Annotated in this window: 12 protein-coding genes; 3 read left to right on the forward strand and 9 right to left on the reverse strand. The window is 69.9% G+C overall.

Annotated elements, in window-relative coordinates:
• Positions 1–247: 247 nt before the first annotated feature.
• Positions 248–922 carry an arylesterase gene (locus BTH_RS23065; protein ID WP_009909215.1) on the reverse strand — a complete coding sequence of 225 codons (675 nt, stop codon included), beginning with the start codon at positions 920–922 and terminating at the stop codon, positions 248–250.
• On the opposite strand from BTH_RS23065, the gene BTH_RS23070 reads away from it, so the two are divergent.
• Complete coding sequence (locus tag BTH_RS23070; RefSeq protein WP_009890623.1) at positions 921–1,637, forward strand: ABC transporter ATP-binding protein; 717 nt, start codon at positions 921–923, stop codon at positions 1,635–1,637. The two genes, BTH_RS23065 and BTH_RS23070, sit on opposite strands and share 2 nt — an antisense overlap.
• Positions 1,638–1,918: 281 nt before the next feature.
• On the opposite strand, the gene pgi is transcribed toward BTH_RS23070, so the two are convergent.
• The 3 genes from pgi to BTH_RS23085 all read right to left on the reverse strand — a co-directional run bounded on the left by pgi (position 1,919) and on the right by BTH_RS23085 (position 6,588).
• Positions 1,919–3,541 (reverse strand): glucose-6-phosphate isomerase, encoded by a 1,623-nt coding sequence (gene pgi / locus BTH_RS23075; protein WP_009890625.1) that lies wholly within the window; start codon positions 3,539–3,541, stop codon positions 1,919–1,921.
• Positions 3,542–3,642: 101 nt separating this feature from the next.
• Positions 3,643–5,238, reverse strand: coding sequence for a bifunctional ADP-dependent NAD(P)H-hydrate dehydratase/NAD(P)H-hydrate epimerase (locus tag BTH_RS23080; protein ID WP_009890627.1), 1,596 nt, complete (start codon positions 5,236–5,238; stop codon positions 3,643–3,645).
• 45 nt (positions 5,239–5,283) lie between these two features.
• A complete protein-coding gene (locus tag BTH_RS23085) occupies positions 5,284–6,588 on the reverse strand; it encodes an FAD-dependent oxidoreductase (RefSeq protein ID WP_009890628.1) in 1,305 nt (434 codons plus the stop codon).
• Positions 6,589–6,843: 255 nt separating this feature from the next.
• Here BTH_RS23085 and purL point away from each other — a divergent pair, with 255 nt between their 5' ends.
• Positions 6,844–10,914 (forward strand): phosphoribosylformylglycinamidine synthase, encoded by a 4,071-nt coding sequence (purL, locus tag BTH_RS23095; RefSeq protein WP_009890631.1) that lies wholly within the window; start codon positions 6,844–6,846, stop codon positions 10,912–10,914.
• Positions 10,915–11,185: 271 nt separating this feature from the next.
• Here purL and BTH_RS23100 read toward each other — a convergent pair whose 3' ends face one another.
• The 5 genes from BTH_RS23100 to BTH_RS23120 all read right to left on the reverse strand — a co-directional run bounded on the left by BTH_RS23100 (position 11,186) and on the right by BTH_RS23120 (position 14,998).
• Positions 11,186–11,965 carry a peptidylprolyl isomerase gene (locus BTH_RS23100; RefSeq protein WP_009890634.1) on the reverse strand — a complete coding sequence of 260 codons (780 nt, stop codon included), beginning with the start codon at positions 11,963–11,965 and terminating at the stop codon, positions 11,186–11,188.
• 24 nt (positions 11,966–11,989) lie between these two features.
• Positions 11,990–12,304 (reverse strand): BolA family protein, encoded by a 315-nt coding sequence (locus tag BTH_RS23105; protein WP_038707972.1) that lies wholly within the window; start codon positions 12,302–12,304, stop codon positions 11,990–11,992.
• Between the two features lie 2 nt (positions 12,305–12,306).
• Entirely contained in the window at positions 12,307–12,837 is a 531-nt protein-coding gene (locus BTH_RS23110; RefSeq protein WP_009890639.1) for a septation protein A, read from the reverse strand.
• A 97-nt stretch (positions 12,838–12,934) separates the two neighbouring features.
• The gene (gene msrB, locus BTH_RS23115) at positions 12,935–13,366 is read right to left on the reverse strand and encodes a peptide-methionine (R)-S-oxide reductase MsrB (RefSeq protein ID WP_009890642.1); all 432 of its coding nucleotides are present in this window, start codon (positions 13,364–13,366) and stop codon (positions 12,935–12,937) included.
• Positions 13,367–13,432: 66 nt separating this feature from the next.
• On the reverse strand, positions 13,433–14,998 hold the full coding sequence (locus BTH_RS23120) for a protein adenylyltransferase SelO (protein WP_009890644.1): 1,566 nt from the start codon (positions 14,996–14,998) through the stop codon (positions 13,433–13,435).
• A gap of 127 nt (positions 14,999–15,125) precedes the next feature.
• Between BTH_RS23120 and BTH_RS23125 the strand changes: the two genes are divergently transcribed.
• The gene (locus BTH_RS23125) at positions 15,126–16,766 is read left to right on the forward strand and encodes a 3-(methylthio)propionyl-CoA ligase (protein WP_009890646.1); all 1,641 of its coding nucleotides are present in this window, start codon (positions 15,126–15,128) and stop codon (positions 16,764–16,766) included.
• Positions 16,767–16,913 lie beyond the last annotated feature (147 nt).

The raw sequence follows: 16,913 nt of genomic DNA on the forward strand, positions 1-16,913 counted from the left end.
GCCGGCCTGCCGAGCGGGGCGGTGGCGCGGGGCAACGGCGGGCGCACGGCGGGCCAATGGCGTGCGAGTCGCGGGTTTGCGGCGCTGCGTGCCACTGCGGCGAACGGCGGCGTTGCGTCGTGTGCGTCACTCGACCGGTCACTCGGCCGAAGCGGCGGCCCAACGGCATCCGCCGGCCCGGCATAGACGACGGATCGGCGTATCAAGTGCCGAAGTGCCGGAGCACCGGGATGCCGGCGCGGCGCGGTCAGTGCGACGACGTCCGCAACAGCGGCTTGAGGGTCGGCCACACGTTGTCGAGCAACTGGCGCTGTGCGGCCTGCGTCGGATGGATCTGGTCGGTCTGGAACATGTCGGGCTTGTTCTCGATGCCGGCGAGCAGGAACGGCACGAGCGGCACGCGCATCTCCTTGGACAGCGTCGTGTAGACGCCGTGAAATTTCTGCGTGTAGTCCGGTCCGTAGTTCGCCGGCACGTACATGCCGACGAGCAGCACCTGCGCGCGCGCGCGCCGCGCCTTCGCGACGATCTCGCGCAGGTTGCTTTCGGTCGCGGCGAGCGGCACGCCGCGCAGCGCGTCGTTCGCGCCGAGCTCGACGACGACGACGGCGGGCTTGAGCCGCGCGAGCACCGCAGGCAGCCGTGCGCGGCCGCCGCTCGTCGTGTCGCCGGAGATGCTCGCGTTCGCGACGCTATAATCGATTCGCTCGGCCGCGAGGCGCGCGCGCATCAGCGCGACCCATCCCGTGTCGCGCGGCAGGCCGTATTCGGCCGACAGGCTGTCGCCGAGCACGACGATCACCGGCTTGCCGCCGTTGGCGTTCGCCGCGGGCGCGGCATTCGTTGCGGCGGATGCCGGATCGGCGAGCGCCGCGATCACGGCGAGCGTTGCGCCGACCTTCCAGTGAAATGTGCGTTTCATGCTCAAGATTACCGATCCGATCATCGAAGTACGGAATGTATGCAAGCGTGTCGCGGACGCCGCCGGTGAGCTGACGATCCTCGACGGCATCGACCTGACGGTTCGCGCGGGCGAGAGCGTCGCGATCGTCGGCGCGTCGGGGTCGGGCAAGTCGACGCTGCTCGGCCTGCTCGCCGGCTTGGACAGCGCGACCGAGGGCACGGTTCGCCTGTTCGGCCAGGATCTCGGCGGGCTCGACGAGGACGCGCGCGCGGCGCTGCGCAACGGCGCGGTGGGCTTCGTGTTCCAGTCGTTCCAGTTGATGCCGCATCTGACCGCGCTCGAGAACGTGATGCTGCCGCTCGAACTGCAGGGCGGCGTCGGCGCGCGCGAGGCTGCGCAGCGCGCGCGCGTGTTGCTCGAGGAGGTCGGGCTCGGCGCGCGCACGGGGCATTATCCGAAGCTGCTGTCGGGCGGCGAGCAGCAGCGCGTCGCGCTTGCGCGCGCGTTCGTCACGCGCCCGGCGCTCCTGTTCGCCGACGAGCCGACGGGCAGCCTCGATGCGGCGACCGGCCACGCGGTCATCGATCTGATGTTCGAACTCAATCGCACGCACGGCGCGACGCTCGTGCTCGTCACGCACGACCCGGCGCTTGCGCGCCGCTGCGGGGCGACGGTCGTGCTTGAAGCGGGGCATTTGCGCGCCGCGGACCGCGCGCGGCAGGAAGCGGGTTGACGGCGGCGCGTGCACGGTGCCGGGAAGGCCGGCGGCCGAGGGGCCGCTCGGCGATCTATCGGTCGGGCGCTCTCGCGGTCGGCCGGCGCCGGTTCGCGTGACGCGAGGCGATCGGGCGATACTGTTGCACGCCGATACGCCGATACGCCGATACGCCGATACGCCGATACGCCGATACGCCGATACGCGCGCACTCAGCCCGGCTCGCGACCGACGCATCACTTGCTCCGGCGCCGCACGAGCGGTCGAGCATCTCGCCGCCGCTCGCGTGGCTTCGCGCGTTATTCGCCCAACGCCTTCCTTGCACGCGCGATCAGCGCCGACGTCGACGAATCGTGCTTCGCCGGATCGACCTGAGGGGCCGTCAGATCCGCCTCGACGACCTTGCCCAGAATCTTGCCGAGCTCGACGCCCCACTGGTCGAACGGATTGATGTTCCACACGGCCGCCTGCACGAGCACCTTGTGCTCGTATAGCGCGATCAGCGCGCCGAGCGTACGCGGCGTGAGCGCGTCGACGAGGAGCGTCGTGGTCGGCCGGTTGCCGGGGAACGTCAGGTGCGGCGCGAGCTCGGGGTGGGCCGGACCGGCGATCTTGCGCGCCTCGTCGAGCGTGCGGCCGAGCATCAGCGCCTCGCTCTGCGCGAAGCAGTTCGCGAGCAGCTTCGGATGATGGCTCGCGAGCGGGTGCTCGGGCGTGAGCACCGCGATGAAGTCGATCGGCACGAGCGTCGGGCCCTGGTGCAGCATCTGGAAGAACGCGTGCTGGCCGTTCGTGCCGGGCTCGCCCCAGGTGACGGCGGACGTCGGGTAATCGACGAACGCGCCGTCGATCTGTGCGGACTTGCCGTTGCTCTCCATCTCGAGCTGCTGAAGATACGACGGCAGGTAGTGCAGCGCCTCCGAGTACGGCGCGACGAGATAGCTCTGCGCCCCGAAGAAATTCCGATACCAGATACCGACGAGGCCTTGCAGCACCGGCAGGTTGCGCTCGAGCGGCGCGGTGCGGAAGTGCTCGTCCATGTCGTGCGCGCCGGCGAGCAGTTCGGCAAAGCGCTCGGGCCCGATCGCGATCATGATCGACAGGCCGACCGCCGACCACAGCGAATAGCGGCCGCCGACCCAATCCCACATCTCGAACACGTTCGCCTCGGCGATGCCGAACTTGACGACCTCGGCGGGATTCGCCGACACGCCGACGAAGTGCTTCGCGAGCGCGTCCTCCGGGCAGCCGTTCGCGACGAACCACTCGCGCAGCGAGCGTGCGTTCGTCATCGTCTCGAGCGTCGTGAAGGTCTTCGACACGATGATCGCGAGCGTTTCCTGCGGATCGATCCGCTCGAGCACGCGCGCGAGGTCCGCGCCGTCGACGTTCGACACGAAGTGCGTCGCGATGTCGGGCGTTGCGACGTGGTGCAGCGCGTGGACGACCATCTTCGGCCCGAGGTCCGAGCCGCCGATGCCGATGTTCACGACGTGGCGGATCCGCTTGCCGGTGTAGCCCGTCCAGGCGCCCGCGCGCACCGCGTCGGCGAAGCGCGCCATCTTCGCCCGCTCGGCGGCGACTTGCGCGTGGAACGGCGCGTCGGGCGAATTCGCGCGCAGCGCGGTGTGCAGCGCCGCGCGGCCTTCGGTCGGATTCACGGTTTCGCCCGCGAACATCGCGTCGCGGCGCGCCTCGACGCCCGCTTCGCGCGCGAGCCGCACGAGCAGGGCGAGCGTCGCGTCGGTGATGAGGTTCTTCGAAAAATCGGCGGCGAGGCCGCCGCCTTCGAACGTGAAGCGTTCGGCGCGCGTCGGCGCGCGGTCGTTGGCGGGGGCGAACCAGTCGCGCAGATGCGCGTCGCGGATCTCTTCGTAGTGCGCTTGCAGCGCGGGCCAAACGGGGAGCGAATTCAGCGTCATGGCAATCAGGAGCGAAACAGCATGAATCGGGGGAGGACCGCGCCTGCGTGCCGGCGCGCGGCATGCAGGCGGACGAGGAGCCCGCCTGCGCGGCGGGACGATCAGTATAGCGGCGCTTCGCCCGGCGTGGCGGGTCGCGTATAAAACAGCCGATTGACGAGCGTGCGCACGGCGGGCGCGAGCTCGCCCGCCGCGAGACCTGCCGGGCCCGCGCCCGCCGCGCACAGTTGCTCGGCGGCGAGCCCGTGCAGGTAGACGCCCGCGAGCGCCGCTTCGTAGCGCGGCATGCGCTGCGCAAGAAACGCGCCGATCAGCCCGCCCAGCACGTCGCCCGTGCCGCCGGTGGCGAGCGCCGCGTTGCCGGTCGGATTGATCGCGACGCGGCCGTCCGGCGCCGCGATCACGGTGCCCGACCCCTTCAGCACGACGACCGCCGAGAAGCGCGCGGCGAGCGCGCGCGCGGCGGCGACGCGGTCGCGCTGGACGTCGGCCGCGTCGGTGGCGAGCAGGCGCGCGGCCTCGAGCGGATGCGGCGTGAGGACGGCGGCGTCGCCCGCGCGGCCGCGCGCGGCGAGCGCGTCGGCGAGCGCGGGCGTCGTCGCGATGAGGTTCAGCGCGTCCGCATCGACGAGCTTCGGCGCTTCGAGCGGCAGCAGCGCCGCGAGCACGCGCGCGGCGCGCTCGCTCGCGCCGAGCCCGCAGCCGATCGCGAGCGCGGTGAGCGACGCGGCCGGCAAGGCGTCGACCGGATGCAGCATCAGTTCAGGATACGGCGGATCGTACGGCGGCGCGCCCGCCCCGACGAAGCCGACATGGACCTTGCCCGCGCCCGCGAAGAGCGCCGCGCGCGCGGCGAGGATCGGCGCGCCGCACATGCCCGTGTCGCCGCCGACGATCGCGATGCTGCCGTACGTGCCCTTGTGCGACGCGAACGCACGCTCCGGCAGGCGCGCGTCGAAAAGCTCGGGCGCGTTCAGCCGGATCGCGGGCGCGGGCGGCTCGCCGAGGTCGAGCGGCGCGACGTGGATCTCGCCCGCGAGGTCGCGCCCGTCGCCGGTGTAGAGGCCGGGCTTCGCGGCGATGAACGACAGCGTGTCGGTGGCCGCGACGGCGCTTGCGCCGCCGACGCGCGTGCCGGTATCGCTGTCGAGGCCGCTCGGCACGTCGAGCGCCAGCACGCGGCCCGTGCGCCGCGCGCGCGCCGCGATGCGCTGCGCGATCGCCGCGAACGCGCCGTCGAGCGGCCGCGCGAGGCCGATGCCGAACAGGCCGTCGACGAGCCAGCCGTAGCCGTCGAACGATTCGGGCGCGGCCTCGTCGATCGGCACGTTCGCCGCGCGCGCGCGCTCGAGCGCCCAGCGCGCGTCTTCGGGCTTCACTTCGACCGGCATCCAGACGTCGGCCGTGAAGCCGAGCCGTCGCAGCTCGGCCGCTGCGACGAGCGCGTCGCCGCCGTTGTTGCCGGGGCCGACCGCGAACCAGACGGGCCGCGGGTCGCTGACGAGCCGCCCGGCGAGCCATTGCGCGGCGGATTTGCCCGCGCGCTCCATCAGCGTGTGGGGCGGCAGCGCGGCGGCCGCGGCGGTTTCGATGTCGCGCAGCTCGGCGACGCTCAGAAGCGGCTCGCTCGCATGGATCGGCGGCGCGTCGAGCAGCTCGAGCGAAAGGTGCGGGGGGGAATCGGTAGGCAGGATCATGGGCGGCTCGCGATCATGCGCCGCCCGCGCGCAGCGGCAACGGCGTCAGGTGGCAAAGCGCTCCGCGCGCAGCGCGGCGAGCGTGTCGGCGGGCACGCGCTGCGCGCCGCCGCCGACGTCATCTGCCACCACTTTAGCAGACCCGAACGCGAGGCCCCAGCCCGCCGGGCCGTGGCCGAAGTTGACGAAGACGCGCGGATCGGCCGTCGGCCCGACGACAGGCAGGCCGTCCGGCGACAGCAGCTTCGCGCCTTGCCACGCGCGCGCGGCGGAGATCTTCGCCGCGCCGGGCAGCCAGTCGTGCGTCGCTTGGCCGAGGAGCGCGAGCGCCGCTTCGGACAGCGGCTCGGGCAGCGGCCGCGCGAGATCCCGCGCGCTTTGCAGCACGGCGCCGCCGCCGATCCGCAGCCGCTGGCCGAGCCGCGTGATCGCGATTCGCCTGACCGAATCGACGATGCTCAGGTGCGGCGCGTGCTCCTCGTACGCGAGGGGCGCCGTCAGCGTGTGGATGCGCACCGGGTGCAGCGGCGCGCGCACGCCGAGCGGCTCGACGAGCGCGAGGCTTTCCGTGCCCGCCGCGACGACGACCGCGTCGGCCGAGATCACGTCGACCTCCTTCGATTTCGCCGCGCGCGGGTCGGCCGGGTCGGGCGCGAGCTCGACGGCCGCGCGCTTCGCGTCGGTGCGGATCGCGGCGACCGCGCGGCCGAGCCGGAACTGCACGTCGCGCTCGTCGAGCACCTGCTTGACGAGCTTCGCGAAGAGCGGGCAGTTCGCGGTGCGCTCCTGCGCGAACAGCACGCCGGCCGCGAACGCGGGGTCGGCCGGCATCGACGGCTCGAGCGCCGCGCACGCATCGGGCGTGAGCGTCTCGTAAGGCTGGCCGAGGTCGCGCATCAGGTCGAGCGCGGGCTGCACCGCGTCCCATTCGGCCGCGTCGCGCACGACGTGCAGCACGCCGCTCTTCTGTTCGAATTCGAGATTGAAGCGCGCCTCGACGTCGGCGATCGCCTCGCGCGACAGCTCGACGAGCGGCCGCAGCTTCGCGTATTGGGCGGCGAACGCGGTGGGCTCGCGCAGCGCGTCGAGGCGGCGCGTGAAGCGCCGCAGCGCGCGGTTGAACCCGGGCTTGTAGACGACGCCGCTCTTTTGCGCGCGCCGCTCGCGCATGAAGGTCGGGCCGAACCAGACGTCGAGCGGCGTCGGCAGCAGCGCGCCGCCCTGGCCGTAGGTCGCGCCTTGCGCGACCGTCGCGTGACGTTCGACGACGCACACGCGATGGCCGGCCGCGCGCAGCTGGTAGGCGGTGGCGATGCCGGCGATGCCGCCGCCGATGACGATTACATCCATGTTCGATTCGATGTCGGGCGCCGCATCCGGCCCGATTGAGGATCTTGCGTGGCAGGCCGTGCGCGGCCCGGTGAAGCGCGCATGATAGCGCCAAATGAAGCGCGCCGGCCGATCCGGTGCGCGCGGCGGCGGCGCCGGGCCGGCGTGCGGGGCACACGCGAGCGGCCGTTAGGCGGGCGACTTCCGGGTATAATTACGGCCTTCCTTACGCCCCACGTCGCCAGCTTGCGCGACTCATCGACGTCAGTCCAGCCCATGGCTCACTTCTCGTGTTTTCCCGGTGCTTCGGCGCTTTCCGATTTCCGTCAAACCCGCCTGCTCGACGCGCTCAAGCAAATCGACGGCGACATCGTCGCGGTCCGCGGCCAGTATTTGCATTTCGTCAACGCGCATGAGCCGCTCACCGCCGACGACGAAGCGCGCATCGGCGCGCTGATGCATTACGGCGCGCCGTTCGAGCCCGCCGCCGAGAAGGGCGCGACCGAGACCTTCGTCGTGCTGCCGCGCTTCGGCACCGTGTCGCCGTGGGCGAGCAAGGCGACCGACATCGCGCAGCACTGCGGCCTCGCGCGCGTGCGCCGGATCGAGCGCGGGATCGAGTTCACGGTGACGCTGAAGGCGGGCATCCTCGGCGTCGGCGCGAAGAAGGCGCTCGCCGCCGACGCGCGCGCGGCGGTCGCGGCCGCGCTGCACGACCGGATGACGGAAAGCGTCGTCGCGTCGCGCGACGACGCGCGGCACCTGTTCGACGAACTGCCGGCCAAGCCGCTCGCGACGGTCGACGTGCTCGCCCATGGCCGCACCGCGCTCGAGCGCGCGAACGTCGAACTGGGCCTCGCGCTCGCCGACGACGAGATCGACTACCTCGTCGACGCGTTCGTCAAGCTCGAGCGCAACCCGACCGACGTCGAACTGATGATGTTCGCGCAGGCGAACAGCGAGCACTGCCGCCACAAGATCTTCAACGCGCAGTGGACGATCGACGGGCAGGCGCAGGACATGTCGCTGTTCGCGATGATCCGCAATACGGAAAAGATGAGCCCGCAAGGCACGATCGTCGCGTATTCGGACAATTCGTCGATCATGATGGGCGCGCAGGCGGAGCGCTGGTTCCCGCGCGGCGCGAACGCGGGCGGCGAGCCCGGCGAGCGCTACGGCCGCCACACCGAGCTCACGCACACGCTGATGAAGGTCGAGACGCACAACCATCCGACCGCGATCTCGCCGTTCCCGGGCGCCGCGACGGGCGCGGGCGGCGAGATCCGCGACGAGGGTGCGACGGGCCGCGGCGCGCGGCCGAAGGCGGGCCTCACGGGCTTCACGGTGTCGAATCTTGATCTGCCGGGCGCGCGCGAACCCTGGGAAAACGCGCGCGACGCCGCGCAGCCGCTGGCGGCGCGCGACGCGAACGAGCCGCATGCGCCGTACGGCCGCCCGGACCGGATCGCGTCGCCGCTGTCGATCATGATCGACGGCCCGCTCGGCGGCGCCGCGTTCAACAACGAATTCGGCCGCCCGAACCTCGGCGGCTACTTCCGCGTGTACGAGCAGAACGTCGGCGGCCAGGTGCGCGGCTATCACAAGCCGATCATGATCGCGGGCGGCATCGGCAACATCTCGGACGCGCACACGCACAAGCATGACGTGCCGGCCGGCTCGCTGCTGATCCAGATCGGCGGCCCCGGCATGCGGATCGGCATGGGCGGCGGCGCGGCGAGCTCGATGGCCACCGGCGCGAACACGGCCGAGCTCGATTTCGATTCCGTCCAGCGCGGCAACCCGGAGATCGAGCGCCGCGCGCAGGAAGTGATCAACGGCTGCTGGCAGCTCGGCGAGCAAAATCCGATTCTCAGCATTCACGATGTGGGCGCGGGCGGCCTGTCGAACGCGTTCCCCGAGATCGTCGACGGCGCGGGCAAGGGCGCGCGCTTCGAGCTGCGCAAGGTCGCGCTCGAGGAATCGGGCCTGTCGCCGCGCGAGATCTGGTCGAACGAGGCGCAGGAGCGCTACGTGCTGGCGATCGCGCCCGCCGATCTGCCGCGCTTCGAGGCGATCTGCGCGCGCGAGCGCTGCCCGTTCTCGGTCGTCGGCGTCGCGACCGACGAGCGCCGGCTTCAGCTCGTCGACGACGAGGCGGCGGGCGCGGCCGAGTATCCGGTCGACATGCCGATGGAAGTGCTGCTCGGCAAGCCGCCGCGGATGCACCGCGACGTGAAGCGCGTCGCCGTCGAGCGCGCGGGCGTCGACGTGACGGGCCTCTCGCTCGCCGACATCGCGCGCGACGTGCTCAAGCACCCGACCGTCGCGAGCAAGTCGTTCCTCATCACGATCGGCGACCGCACGGTCGGCGGCACGTCGGTGCGCGACCAGATGGTCGGCCCGTGGCAGGTGCCCGTCGCCGATTGCGCGGTCACGGCGCTCGACTACGCGGGCTTCGCGGGCGAGGCGATGACGATGGCCGAGCGCACGCCGCTCGCCGTGATCGACGCGCCGGCATCGGGCCGCATGGCGGTGGGCGAGGCGATCACGAACATCGCCGCCGCGCCGATCGCGTCGCTCGACAAGCTGAAGCTGTCCGCCAACTGGATGGCCGCGTGCGGCACCGAGGGCGAGGACGCGAAGCTCTTCGACACGGTCAAGGCGATCGGCATGGAGCTGTGCCCGGCGCTCGGCATCGGCATCCCGGTCGGCAAGGATTCGCTGTCGATGAAGACGAAGTGGGACGAGAACGGCGTCGCCAAGGAAGTCGTCTCGCCGGTGTCGCTGATCATCTCGGCGTTCGCGCCCGTCGAAGACGTGCGCCGCCATCTGACGCCGCAACTGCGCCGCGTCGCCGACGTCGGCGCGAGCGTGCTGATCGCGATCGACCTCGGCCGCGGCAAGCATCGCCTCGGCGGCAGCATTCTCGCGCAGGTCACGCAGCAGGTCGGCGACGACACGCCGGATGTCGACGATCCCGAGGATCTGAAGCGCTTCTTCGCGGCGATCCAGTCGCTCAACGCGCGGAACCTGCTGCTCGCGTATCACGACCGCTCGGACGGCGGCCTGTGGGCGACCGTCTGCGAAATGGCGTTCGCGGGGCACGCGGGCGTGTCGCTGAACGTCGACATGCTCACGCTCGATCCGCAGCACGAATCCGACTACGGCGACGCGAAGGACTGGGCGAAGCAGACGAGCGGCCGCCGCGAGGACCGCACGATTCGCGCGCTCTTCTCGGAGGAGCTCGGCGCGGTCGTCCAGGTGCGCGCGGCGGACCGCGACGCGGTGCTCGGCGCGCTGCGCGAGCAGGGCTTGTCCGCGTGCTCGCACGTGATCGGCGCGGTCAACGAGACCGACGTGATCGAGGTGTACCGCGACGCGAAGAAAATCTACGAAGCGCCGCGCGTCGAACTGCAGCGCGCGTGGAGCGAGGTGAGCTGGCGGATCGCGCGGCTGCGTGACAACCCGGCCTGCGCGGACGCCGAATACGACGCGCTCCTCGACGCCGGCGATCCGGGCCTCGCGCCGGTGCTGACGTTCGATCCGGCGGAGGACATCGCCGCGCCGTTCATCGCGACGGGCGCGCGTCCGCGCGTCGCGATCCTGCGCGAGCAGGGCGTGAACTCGCATCTGGAGACCGCGTACGCGTTCGACCGCGCGGGCTTCGACGCGCACGACGTCCACATGAGCGACCTGCTCGCCGGCCGCGCGACGCTCGCCGATTTCGCGGGCGCGGTAGCGTGCGGCGGCTTCTCGTACGGCGACGTGCTGGGCGCGGGCGAAGGCTGGGCGAAGACGATCCGCTTCAACGACAAGCTCGCGGACATGTTCGCCGCGTTCTTCGCGCGTCCCGACACGTTCGCGCTCGGCATCTGCAATGGCTGCCAGATGATGTCGAGCCTCGCGTCGATGATCCCGGGCGCGGATGCATGGCCGAAGTTCACGCGCAACAAGTCCGAGCAGTTCGAGGCGCGCTTCTCGCTCGTCGAAGTGCAAGGCTCGCCGTCGATCTTCTTCGCCGGCATGGAAGGCTCGCGGATTCCGGTCGCGGTCGCGCACGGCGAAGGCTATGCGGACTTCTCGCAGCAGGGCGATCAAAGCCGCGTCGCGGTCGCGATGCGCTACGTCGATCATCGCGGCGAAGCGACCGAACGCTATCCGTTCAACCCGAACGGCTCGCCTGCGGGCATCACGTCGGTGACGACGGCGGACGGCCGCTTCACGGTGCTGATGCCGCACATGGAGCGCGTCCATCGCACGGTGACGATGAGCTGGCATCCGGAGGGCTGGGGCGAAGCGAGCCCGTGGCTGCGCGTGTTCCGCAACGCGCGCCGCTGGATCGGCTGAAGCGAAAGCCGCGCGGCGCGGCAAGTGGGTGTCGCCCGACGCGGCGCCCAACGCGTGCTCGATCGATCGCCGCGAAACGATGCGGCGATCGCCGTCGAGCCGTCTGCCGCCGCTCGCGGGCGACGCGCTTCGGCACCGGCGCATCGCGCATCGCGTTTCGCGTCGAACAGGATTCACGGCAAATAAAAAACCGCTCCGAGGGAGCGGTTTTTTTTACGAATCTCGACCGCGCGCAACGCGCGGCGTCGAAGCCGGCGCGCGCGACTCGCGTTTACTGGATCTTCGCTTGCTGACGCAGGCCTTCCTCGAACGCCTGCAGCTTCTGCTGGACCATCTGCTGCGCGATCTGCTGCTTGACCTGCTCGAACGGCGGCGGCGTGATGTTGCGGATGTCGTCGACGCGGATGATGTGCCAGCCGAACTGCGTCTTCACCGGCGTATCCGTCATCTGGCCTTTTTGCAGATGCTGCGCGGCCGCCGCGAACTCGGGCACGTACGCCTTCGGATCGGACCAGTCGAGATCGCCGCCGTTCTTCGCCGAGCCCGGGTCCTTCGAGTATTGCTTCGCGAGATCCTCGAACTTCGCGCCGCCCTTGATCTTCGCGATCAGGTCCTTCGCCTGCTGCTCGTTGTCGACGAGGATGTGATGCAGGTGATATTCGCGGCCCCCGGCGTTCTTCACGAGATCGTCGTAGCGCGCCTTCAGCTCGGTGTCGCTCGGCTGGTTCTTCTTCAGGAAATCCTCGATCAGCGCGCGCAGCACCGCGGTCTGCTGCGCGACGACGATCTGCGCCTTCACGTCCGGACGATTCGGAATGCCGCGCTTGATCGCTTCCTGCATCAGGATCTCGCGATTGACGAGCTCCTGGCGCACCGCCTGCTCGAGTTGCGGCGTGTCCTGCTGACCTTGCTGGACGAGCTGCGCGATCATCGCGTCGGCGCGCGATTTCGGAATCGGCGTGCCGTTCACGACGGCGATGTTCTGGGCGAAAGCCGGAGCGGCTGCGAGAGCGGCCGCCGCGGCCCAGAGGCGGGGAGATTTCAGGATCATCGGGAAGTTCCTAATGAGACGGACTTAGTGAGAACGGGAAGGCTCGGGATATTCTTCTGGCGTATATGCAACGATCGCAAGCGCGTGAATGCCGCGCTGCATCGCATCGGCGAGCGCATCATACACCAGCCGGTGCCGCGCGATGCGGCTCTTGCCGGCGAACGCCGCGGACACGATCGTGACCGTGTAGTGGCCGCCCGCGGCCGCGCCCGCATGGCCCGCGTGCTGCGCGCTGTCGTCGCGCACGTCGAGCGACGCGGGCGCGAGCGCGGCGACAAGCCGCGCCTCGATGAGCGCGATGCGCTCGTGCGGCGAGGCGTGCAGGAAGGTGTCGCTCATCGTCATTCTCCCTTCAGGTATTTCGCGAGCCAGAGGCTTTGCAGGATCACGAAGACGATGATCGCGCCCGTCGTGCCGAACAGCTTGAAGTTGACCCACTGCGATTCGGTGAAGTTGCGCACGACGTACAGGTTCGTCACGCCGAGCGCCGCGAAGAACGCGGCCCATGCGAGATTCAGCTTGTCCCAGACGGGCTCGGGCAGCGTCAGTTGCTTGCCCATCATCTTCTCGATCAGGTTCTTGCCGAACGCGTAGCGCGCGGCGACGAGGCCGACCGCGAACAGCCAGTAGAGGACGGTCGGCTTCCACTGGATGAACTTTTCGTCATGCAGCACGAGCGTCGCGCCGCCGAACACGACGATCACGCCGAGGCTCACCCACAGCATCGTGTCGACCTTGCGGTGGCGGAACGCGACCCACGCCACTTGCGCGAGCGTTGCGGCAATCGCGACGGCGGTGGCCGTGAAGATGCCCCATAGCTTGAAGGCGGCGAAGAACAGAATGATCGGGAACAGATCGAACAGGAATTTCATGGTGCTCGCGGCTGCGTGGCGGGCGTCGGGCCCGCCACCGTTGTAGGGACGCCCCGTCGCGGCGCGCGGGCCGGCCGGCTCTTCGGCCGGCGCGAGCTCACTTCCACTCGGGTTTAGCCTCGAAGTTTAACGCAGCCGAGTTGATGCAGTACCGCAATCCGGTTTTGTCGCGCGGGCCGTCCTCGAACACGTGGCCGAGATGCGCGCCGCACTGGTTGCAGCGCACTTCGACGCGCGTCATGCCGTGCGTGTAGTCCATCTTCTCGTCGATCACCTCGGCGTCGATCGGCTTGAAGTAGCTGGGCCAGCCGCAGCCCGAATGGTATTTCGCGCCCGACTCGAAGAGCGCGGTGCCGCACACGACGCAGTGATAGATCCCCGCATCCTCGGTGTCCGTGTACTCGCCGGTGAACGGCCGCTCGGTCGCCGCGTGCTGCGTGACCTCGTACTGCATCGGCGTGAGCCGGCGGCGCAGCTCGGCATCGTCCTTCGGGTACGGATAGCGCTTGTCGTCTCGATCTCCTGACATCCTCGATTCTCCTGATGATTCATGCGGAACGTGCGCCGTGCATCGCGCGGCGCGCCGGCCGCGGCGTCACGACGAGCAGCTCACTTCGAGCGTGCTCGCCCAGTCGGGCGGCAGCGCCGCGTACGCGTCGTGCTCCGGCTGCTCGTCGAACGGGCGCCGCAGCACGGCCGCGAGACGCTCGACTTCTGAAAAGTCCTTCTCCTTCGCGCGGCGGATTGCCGTTTCCGCGAGGTGGTTGCGCAGCACGTATTTCGGGTTCGCGCGGTTCATCGCGGCCGCGCGTGCCGCGTCGTCGCGCGCTTCTTCCGACAGGCGCGCGCGGTAGAGGTTCGCCCAGCGGTCGAATGCGTCGCGATCGACGAAGAGATCGCGCACGGGCGCGTCGCCGCGCGCGTCGTGCTTCGACACGCGCGCGAGATGGCGGAACGTCAGCGTGAAATCGGCGCGGCTCGCATCCATGATTTCGAGCAACTGGTTCGCGAGCGCCGCGTCGCCTTCGCGTTCGAGCTCGAGGCCGAGCTTCGCGCGCATCGCGCGCTCGAGCGCGGGGCCGAACTGCTCGGCAAAGCGCCCGAGCACCGCGTGCGCGTCCTCGACCGCGCGCTCGGCGCGCGCGTCTTCGCTCGGCGCGTCGCGATGCAGACCGATGAGCGGCAGCAGCGCCTGTGCGAGGCAGAAGCAGTTCCAGTGCGCGATGCGCGGCTGCATCCGGTACGCGTAGCGGCCGTGCGTGTCCGAATGGTTGCAGACGTGCTTCGCGTCGAACGCGTCGATGAAGCCGAACGGGCCGTAGTCGATCGTCACGCCGAGGATCGACATGTTGTCGGTGTTCATCACGCCGTGGCAGAAGCCGACCGCCTGCCATTGCGCGACGAGCTCCGCGGTGCGCCGCGTCGCTTCCGCGAGGAGCGCGAGATACGGGTCGTCGGCGTCGCGGCATGCCGGATAGAAACGGTCGATCACGTGATCGGCGAGCGCGCGCAACTGCTCGGGACGATCGTTCGCGAAGAAGTGCTCGAAATGGCCGAAGCGCACGAAGCTCTCGGCGACGCGCGTGACGACCGCCGACGTTTCGATTTCCTCGCGGACCACCGGCTGATCCGAGCCGATCACGGCGAGCGCGCGCGTCGTCGGGATGCCGAGGTGGTGCATCGCCTCGGAGCAGAGGTATTCGCGAATCGACGAGCGCAGCACCGCGCGGCCGTCGCCCATGCGCGAGTACGGCGTGCGGCCCGCGCCCTTCAGTTGCAGCTCGTAGCGGCGGCCGTCGTGTTCCAGCTCGCCGATCGTGAGCGCGCGGCCGTCGCCGAGCTGGCCCGCCCATACGCCGAACTGGTGGCCCGAGTAAACCGACGCGTACGGCAGTGATGCCTGCGGCCAGTCGCGCGTCGGGTTGCCGCAGAACAGCCCGGCGAAGCCGGGCGCGTCGCGCAGCGCGGGATCGAGGCCGAGCATGCGCGCCGCATCGTCGGAGAAGCCGACGACGTACGGCGCGGGCAGCGGCGCGGCGGGCTGCCGCGTGAGGAACGCGGCGCCGAGTTGCAGGAACGCGCCGTCGCGCGGGGCGGCGAGCGTCGCGGCGAGATCGGGGAGAGTGGCGGCCGGTGCGGCCTCGGTTCTGGAAAACGACATGTTGCTGACCGGTAAGTTAGCCGATATTGTAAGTCCGCGCCGCGCGGGGCGCTCGAAGCCGCCCGCGCGCCGTCGAGCCGTTTGCAGCAGACCGTATCGGACAAATACTTCAGGGAGAAGGAAGACGATGGGTAAGCCGTTGCTGGGCCAGATGATGGATATGCCGCTTCTCGTGTCGTCGCTGATCGCGCATGCGGCGCGGCATGCGGGTGACGTCGAGATCGTCTCGCGGCGCGTCGAGGGCGACATTCACCGCTATACCTATCGCGATTGCGAGGCGCGTTCCAAACGGCTCGCGCAGGCGCTGACCCGCCTGGGCGTTGGCGTCGGCGACCGGATTGGAACGCTCGCGTGGAACGGCTACCGGCACGTCGAGGCATATTACGGGATCAGCGGGATGGGCGCCGTCTGCCACACGATCAACCCGCGCCTCTTTCCCGAGCAGATCGCCTATATCGTCAATCACGCCGAAGACCGATACGTGCTCTTCGACCTCACCTTCGCGCCGCTCGTCGACCAGCTCGCGCCGCAATGTCCGAACGTCAAAGGCTGGATCGCGATGACGGACGACGCGCATCTGCCGAGGGGCGCGACGCCTTATCTCTGCTACGAGACGCTCGTCGGCGCGCAGGACGGCGATTATGCGTGGCCGCTCCTCGACGAGCGGCAGGCGTCGTCGCTTTGCTACACGTCCGGCACGACGGGCCACCCGAAGGGCGCGCTCTATTCGCACCGCTCGACGGTGCTGCACGCATACGGCGCGGCGCTTCCCGATGCGATGGGGCTGTCGTCGCGCGACGCGGCGCTGCCCGTCGTGCCGATGTTCCATGTCAACGCGTGGGGGCTCCCGTACACGGCGGCGCTCACGGGCACGAAGCTGGTGCTGCCCGGCAAGGACCTCGACGGCAAATCGCTGTACGAACTGATCGAAAGCGAGCGCGTGACGTTCTCGGCGGGCGTGCCGACCGTCTGGCTCGGCCTGCTCGCATACATGCGCGAGGCCGGCGTGCGCTTCTCGACGCTCGATCGAACGGTGATCGGCGGCTCCGCATGCCCGCCGTCGATGCTCGAGACGTTCGAGGACGTCTACGACGTGCGCGTGATTCACGCCTGGGGGATGACCGAGCTGTCGCCGCTCGGCACGCTGTCGAAGCTCAACTGGGCGCAGTCGCAGCGCAGCGTCGACGAGCAGCGGCGGCTCCTCGAGAAGCAGGGCAGGGTGATCTACGGGATCGACATGCGGATCGTCGGCGACGACGGCCGCGAACTGCCGTGGGACGGCGTCGCGTTCGGCGACCTGCAGGTGTGCGGGCCGTGGGTGATCGACCGCTATTTCGGGATCGACGCGTCGCCGCTCGTCGACGGCTGGTTTCCGACGGGCGACGTCGCGACGATCGACGCCGACGGCTTCCTGCAGATCACCGACCGCAGCAAGGACGTGATCAAGTCGGGCGGCGAGTGGATCAGCTCGATCGACGTCGAGAACGTCGCGGTCGCGCACCCGGCTGTTGCCGAGGCCGCGTGCATCGCGTGCGCGCATCCGAAATGGACCGAGCGGCCGCTTCTCGTCGTCGTCAAGCGCGCCGGCATGGACGTGACGCGCGGCGAGTTGCTCGCGTTCTATGACGGCAAGGTGGCGAAATGGTGGATTCCGGACGACGTCGTGTTCGTCGACGCGCTGCCGCACACGGCGACGGGCAAGCTGCAAAAGCTCAAGCTGCGCGAACAGTTCCGGGACCACGTGTTGCCGACGGCGGTCGACGCGTAGACGCGCGGCCCGCCGGGCGCCCCGCGCGTGCAGGCCGCCGCGTGGGGCGTCACTAAATTGAACGATCGTTCTTTTTTGTTGTATCCTGCCTCTGTTTCTCAGAAAACGGCGCATCGTTCGCCCGGCAATGTCGCCGTTGGCGGACAA

The sequence above is a fragment of the Burkholderia thailandensis E264 genome (assembly GCF_000012365.1).
GTDB classification, from domain to species: Bacteria; Pseudomonadota; Gammaproteobacteria; order Burkholderiales; family Burkholderiaceae; genus Burkholderia; species Burkholderia thailandensis.

What these genes read in the sequence shown, in the direction of transcription:
- BTH_RS23070 (WP_009890623.1), top strand. Translation starts at nt 921, where the DNA reads ATGCTCAAGATTACCGATCCGATCATCGAAGTACGGAATGTATGCAAG.
- BTH_RS23065 (WP_009909215.1), bottom strand. Translation starts at nt 922, where the DNA reads ATGAAACGCACATTTCACTGGAAGGTCGGCGCAACGCTCGCCGTGATC.
- pgi (WP_009890625.1), bottom strand. Translation starts at nt 3,541, where the DNA reads ATGACGCTGAATTCGCTCCCCGTTTGGCCCGCGCTGCAAGCGCACTAC.
- BTH_RS23080 (WP_009890627.1), bottom strand. Translation starts at nt 5,238, where the DNA reads ATGATCCTGCCTACCGATTCCCCCCCGCACCTTTCGCTCGAGCTGCTC.
- BTH_RS23085 (WP_009890628.1), bottom strand. Translation starts at nt 6,588, where the DNA reads ATGGATGTAATCGTCATCGGCGGCGGCATCGCCGGCATCGCCACCGCC.
- purL (WP_009890631.1), top strand. Translation starts at nt 6,844, where the DNA reads ATGGCTCACTTCTCGTGTTTTCCCGGTGCTTCGGCGCTTTCCGATTTC.
- BTH_RS23100 (WP_009890634.1), bottom strand. Translation starts at nt 11,965, where the DNA reads ATGATCCTGAAATCTCCCCGCCTCTGGGCCGCGGCGGCCGCTCTCGCA.
- BTH_RS23105 (WP_038707972.1), bottom strand. Translation starts at nt 12,304, where the DNA reads ATGAGCGACACCTTCCTGCACGCCTCGCCGCACGAGCGCATCGCGCTC.
- BTH_RS23110 (WP_009890639.1), bottom strand. Translation starts at nt 12,837, where the DNA reads ATGAAATTCCTGTTCGATCTGTTCCCGATCATTCTGTTCTTCGCCGCC.
- msrB (WP_009890642.1), bottom strand. Translation starts at nt 13,366, where the DNA reads ATGTCAGGAGATCGAGACGACAAGCGCTATCCGTACCCGAAGGACGAT.
- BTH_RS23120 (WP_009890644.1), bottom strand. Translation starts at nt 14,998, where the DNA reads ATGTCGTTTTCCAGAACCGAGGCCGCACCGGCCGCCACTCTCCCCGAT.
- BTH_RS23125 (WP_009890646.1), top strand. Translation starts at nt 15,126, where the DNA reads ATGGGTAAGCCGTTGCTGGGCCAGATGATGGATATGCCGCTTCTCGTG.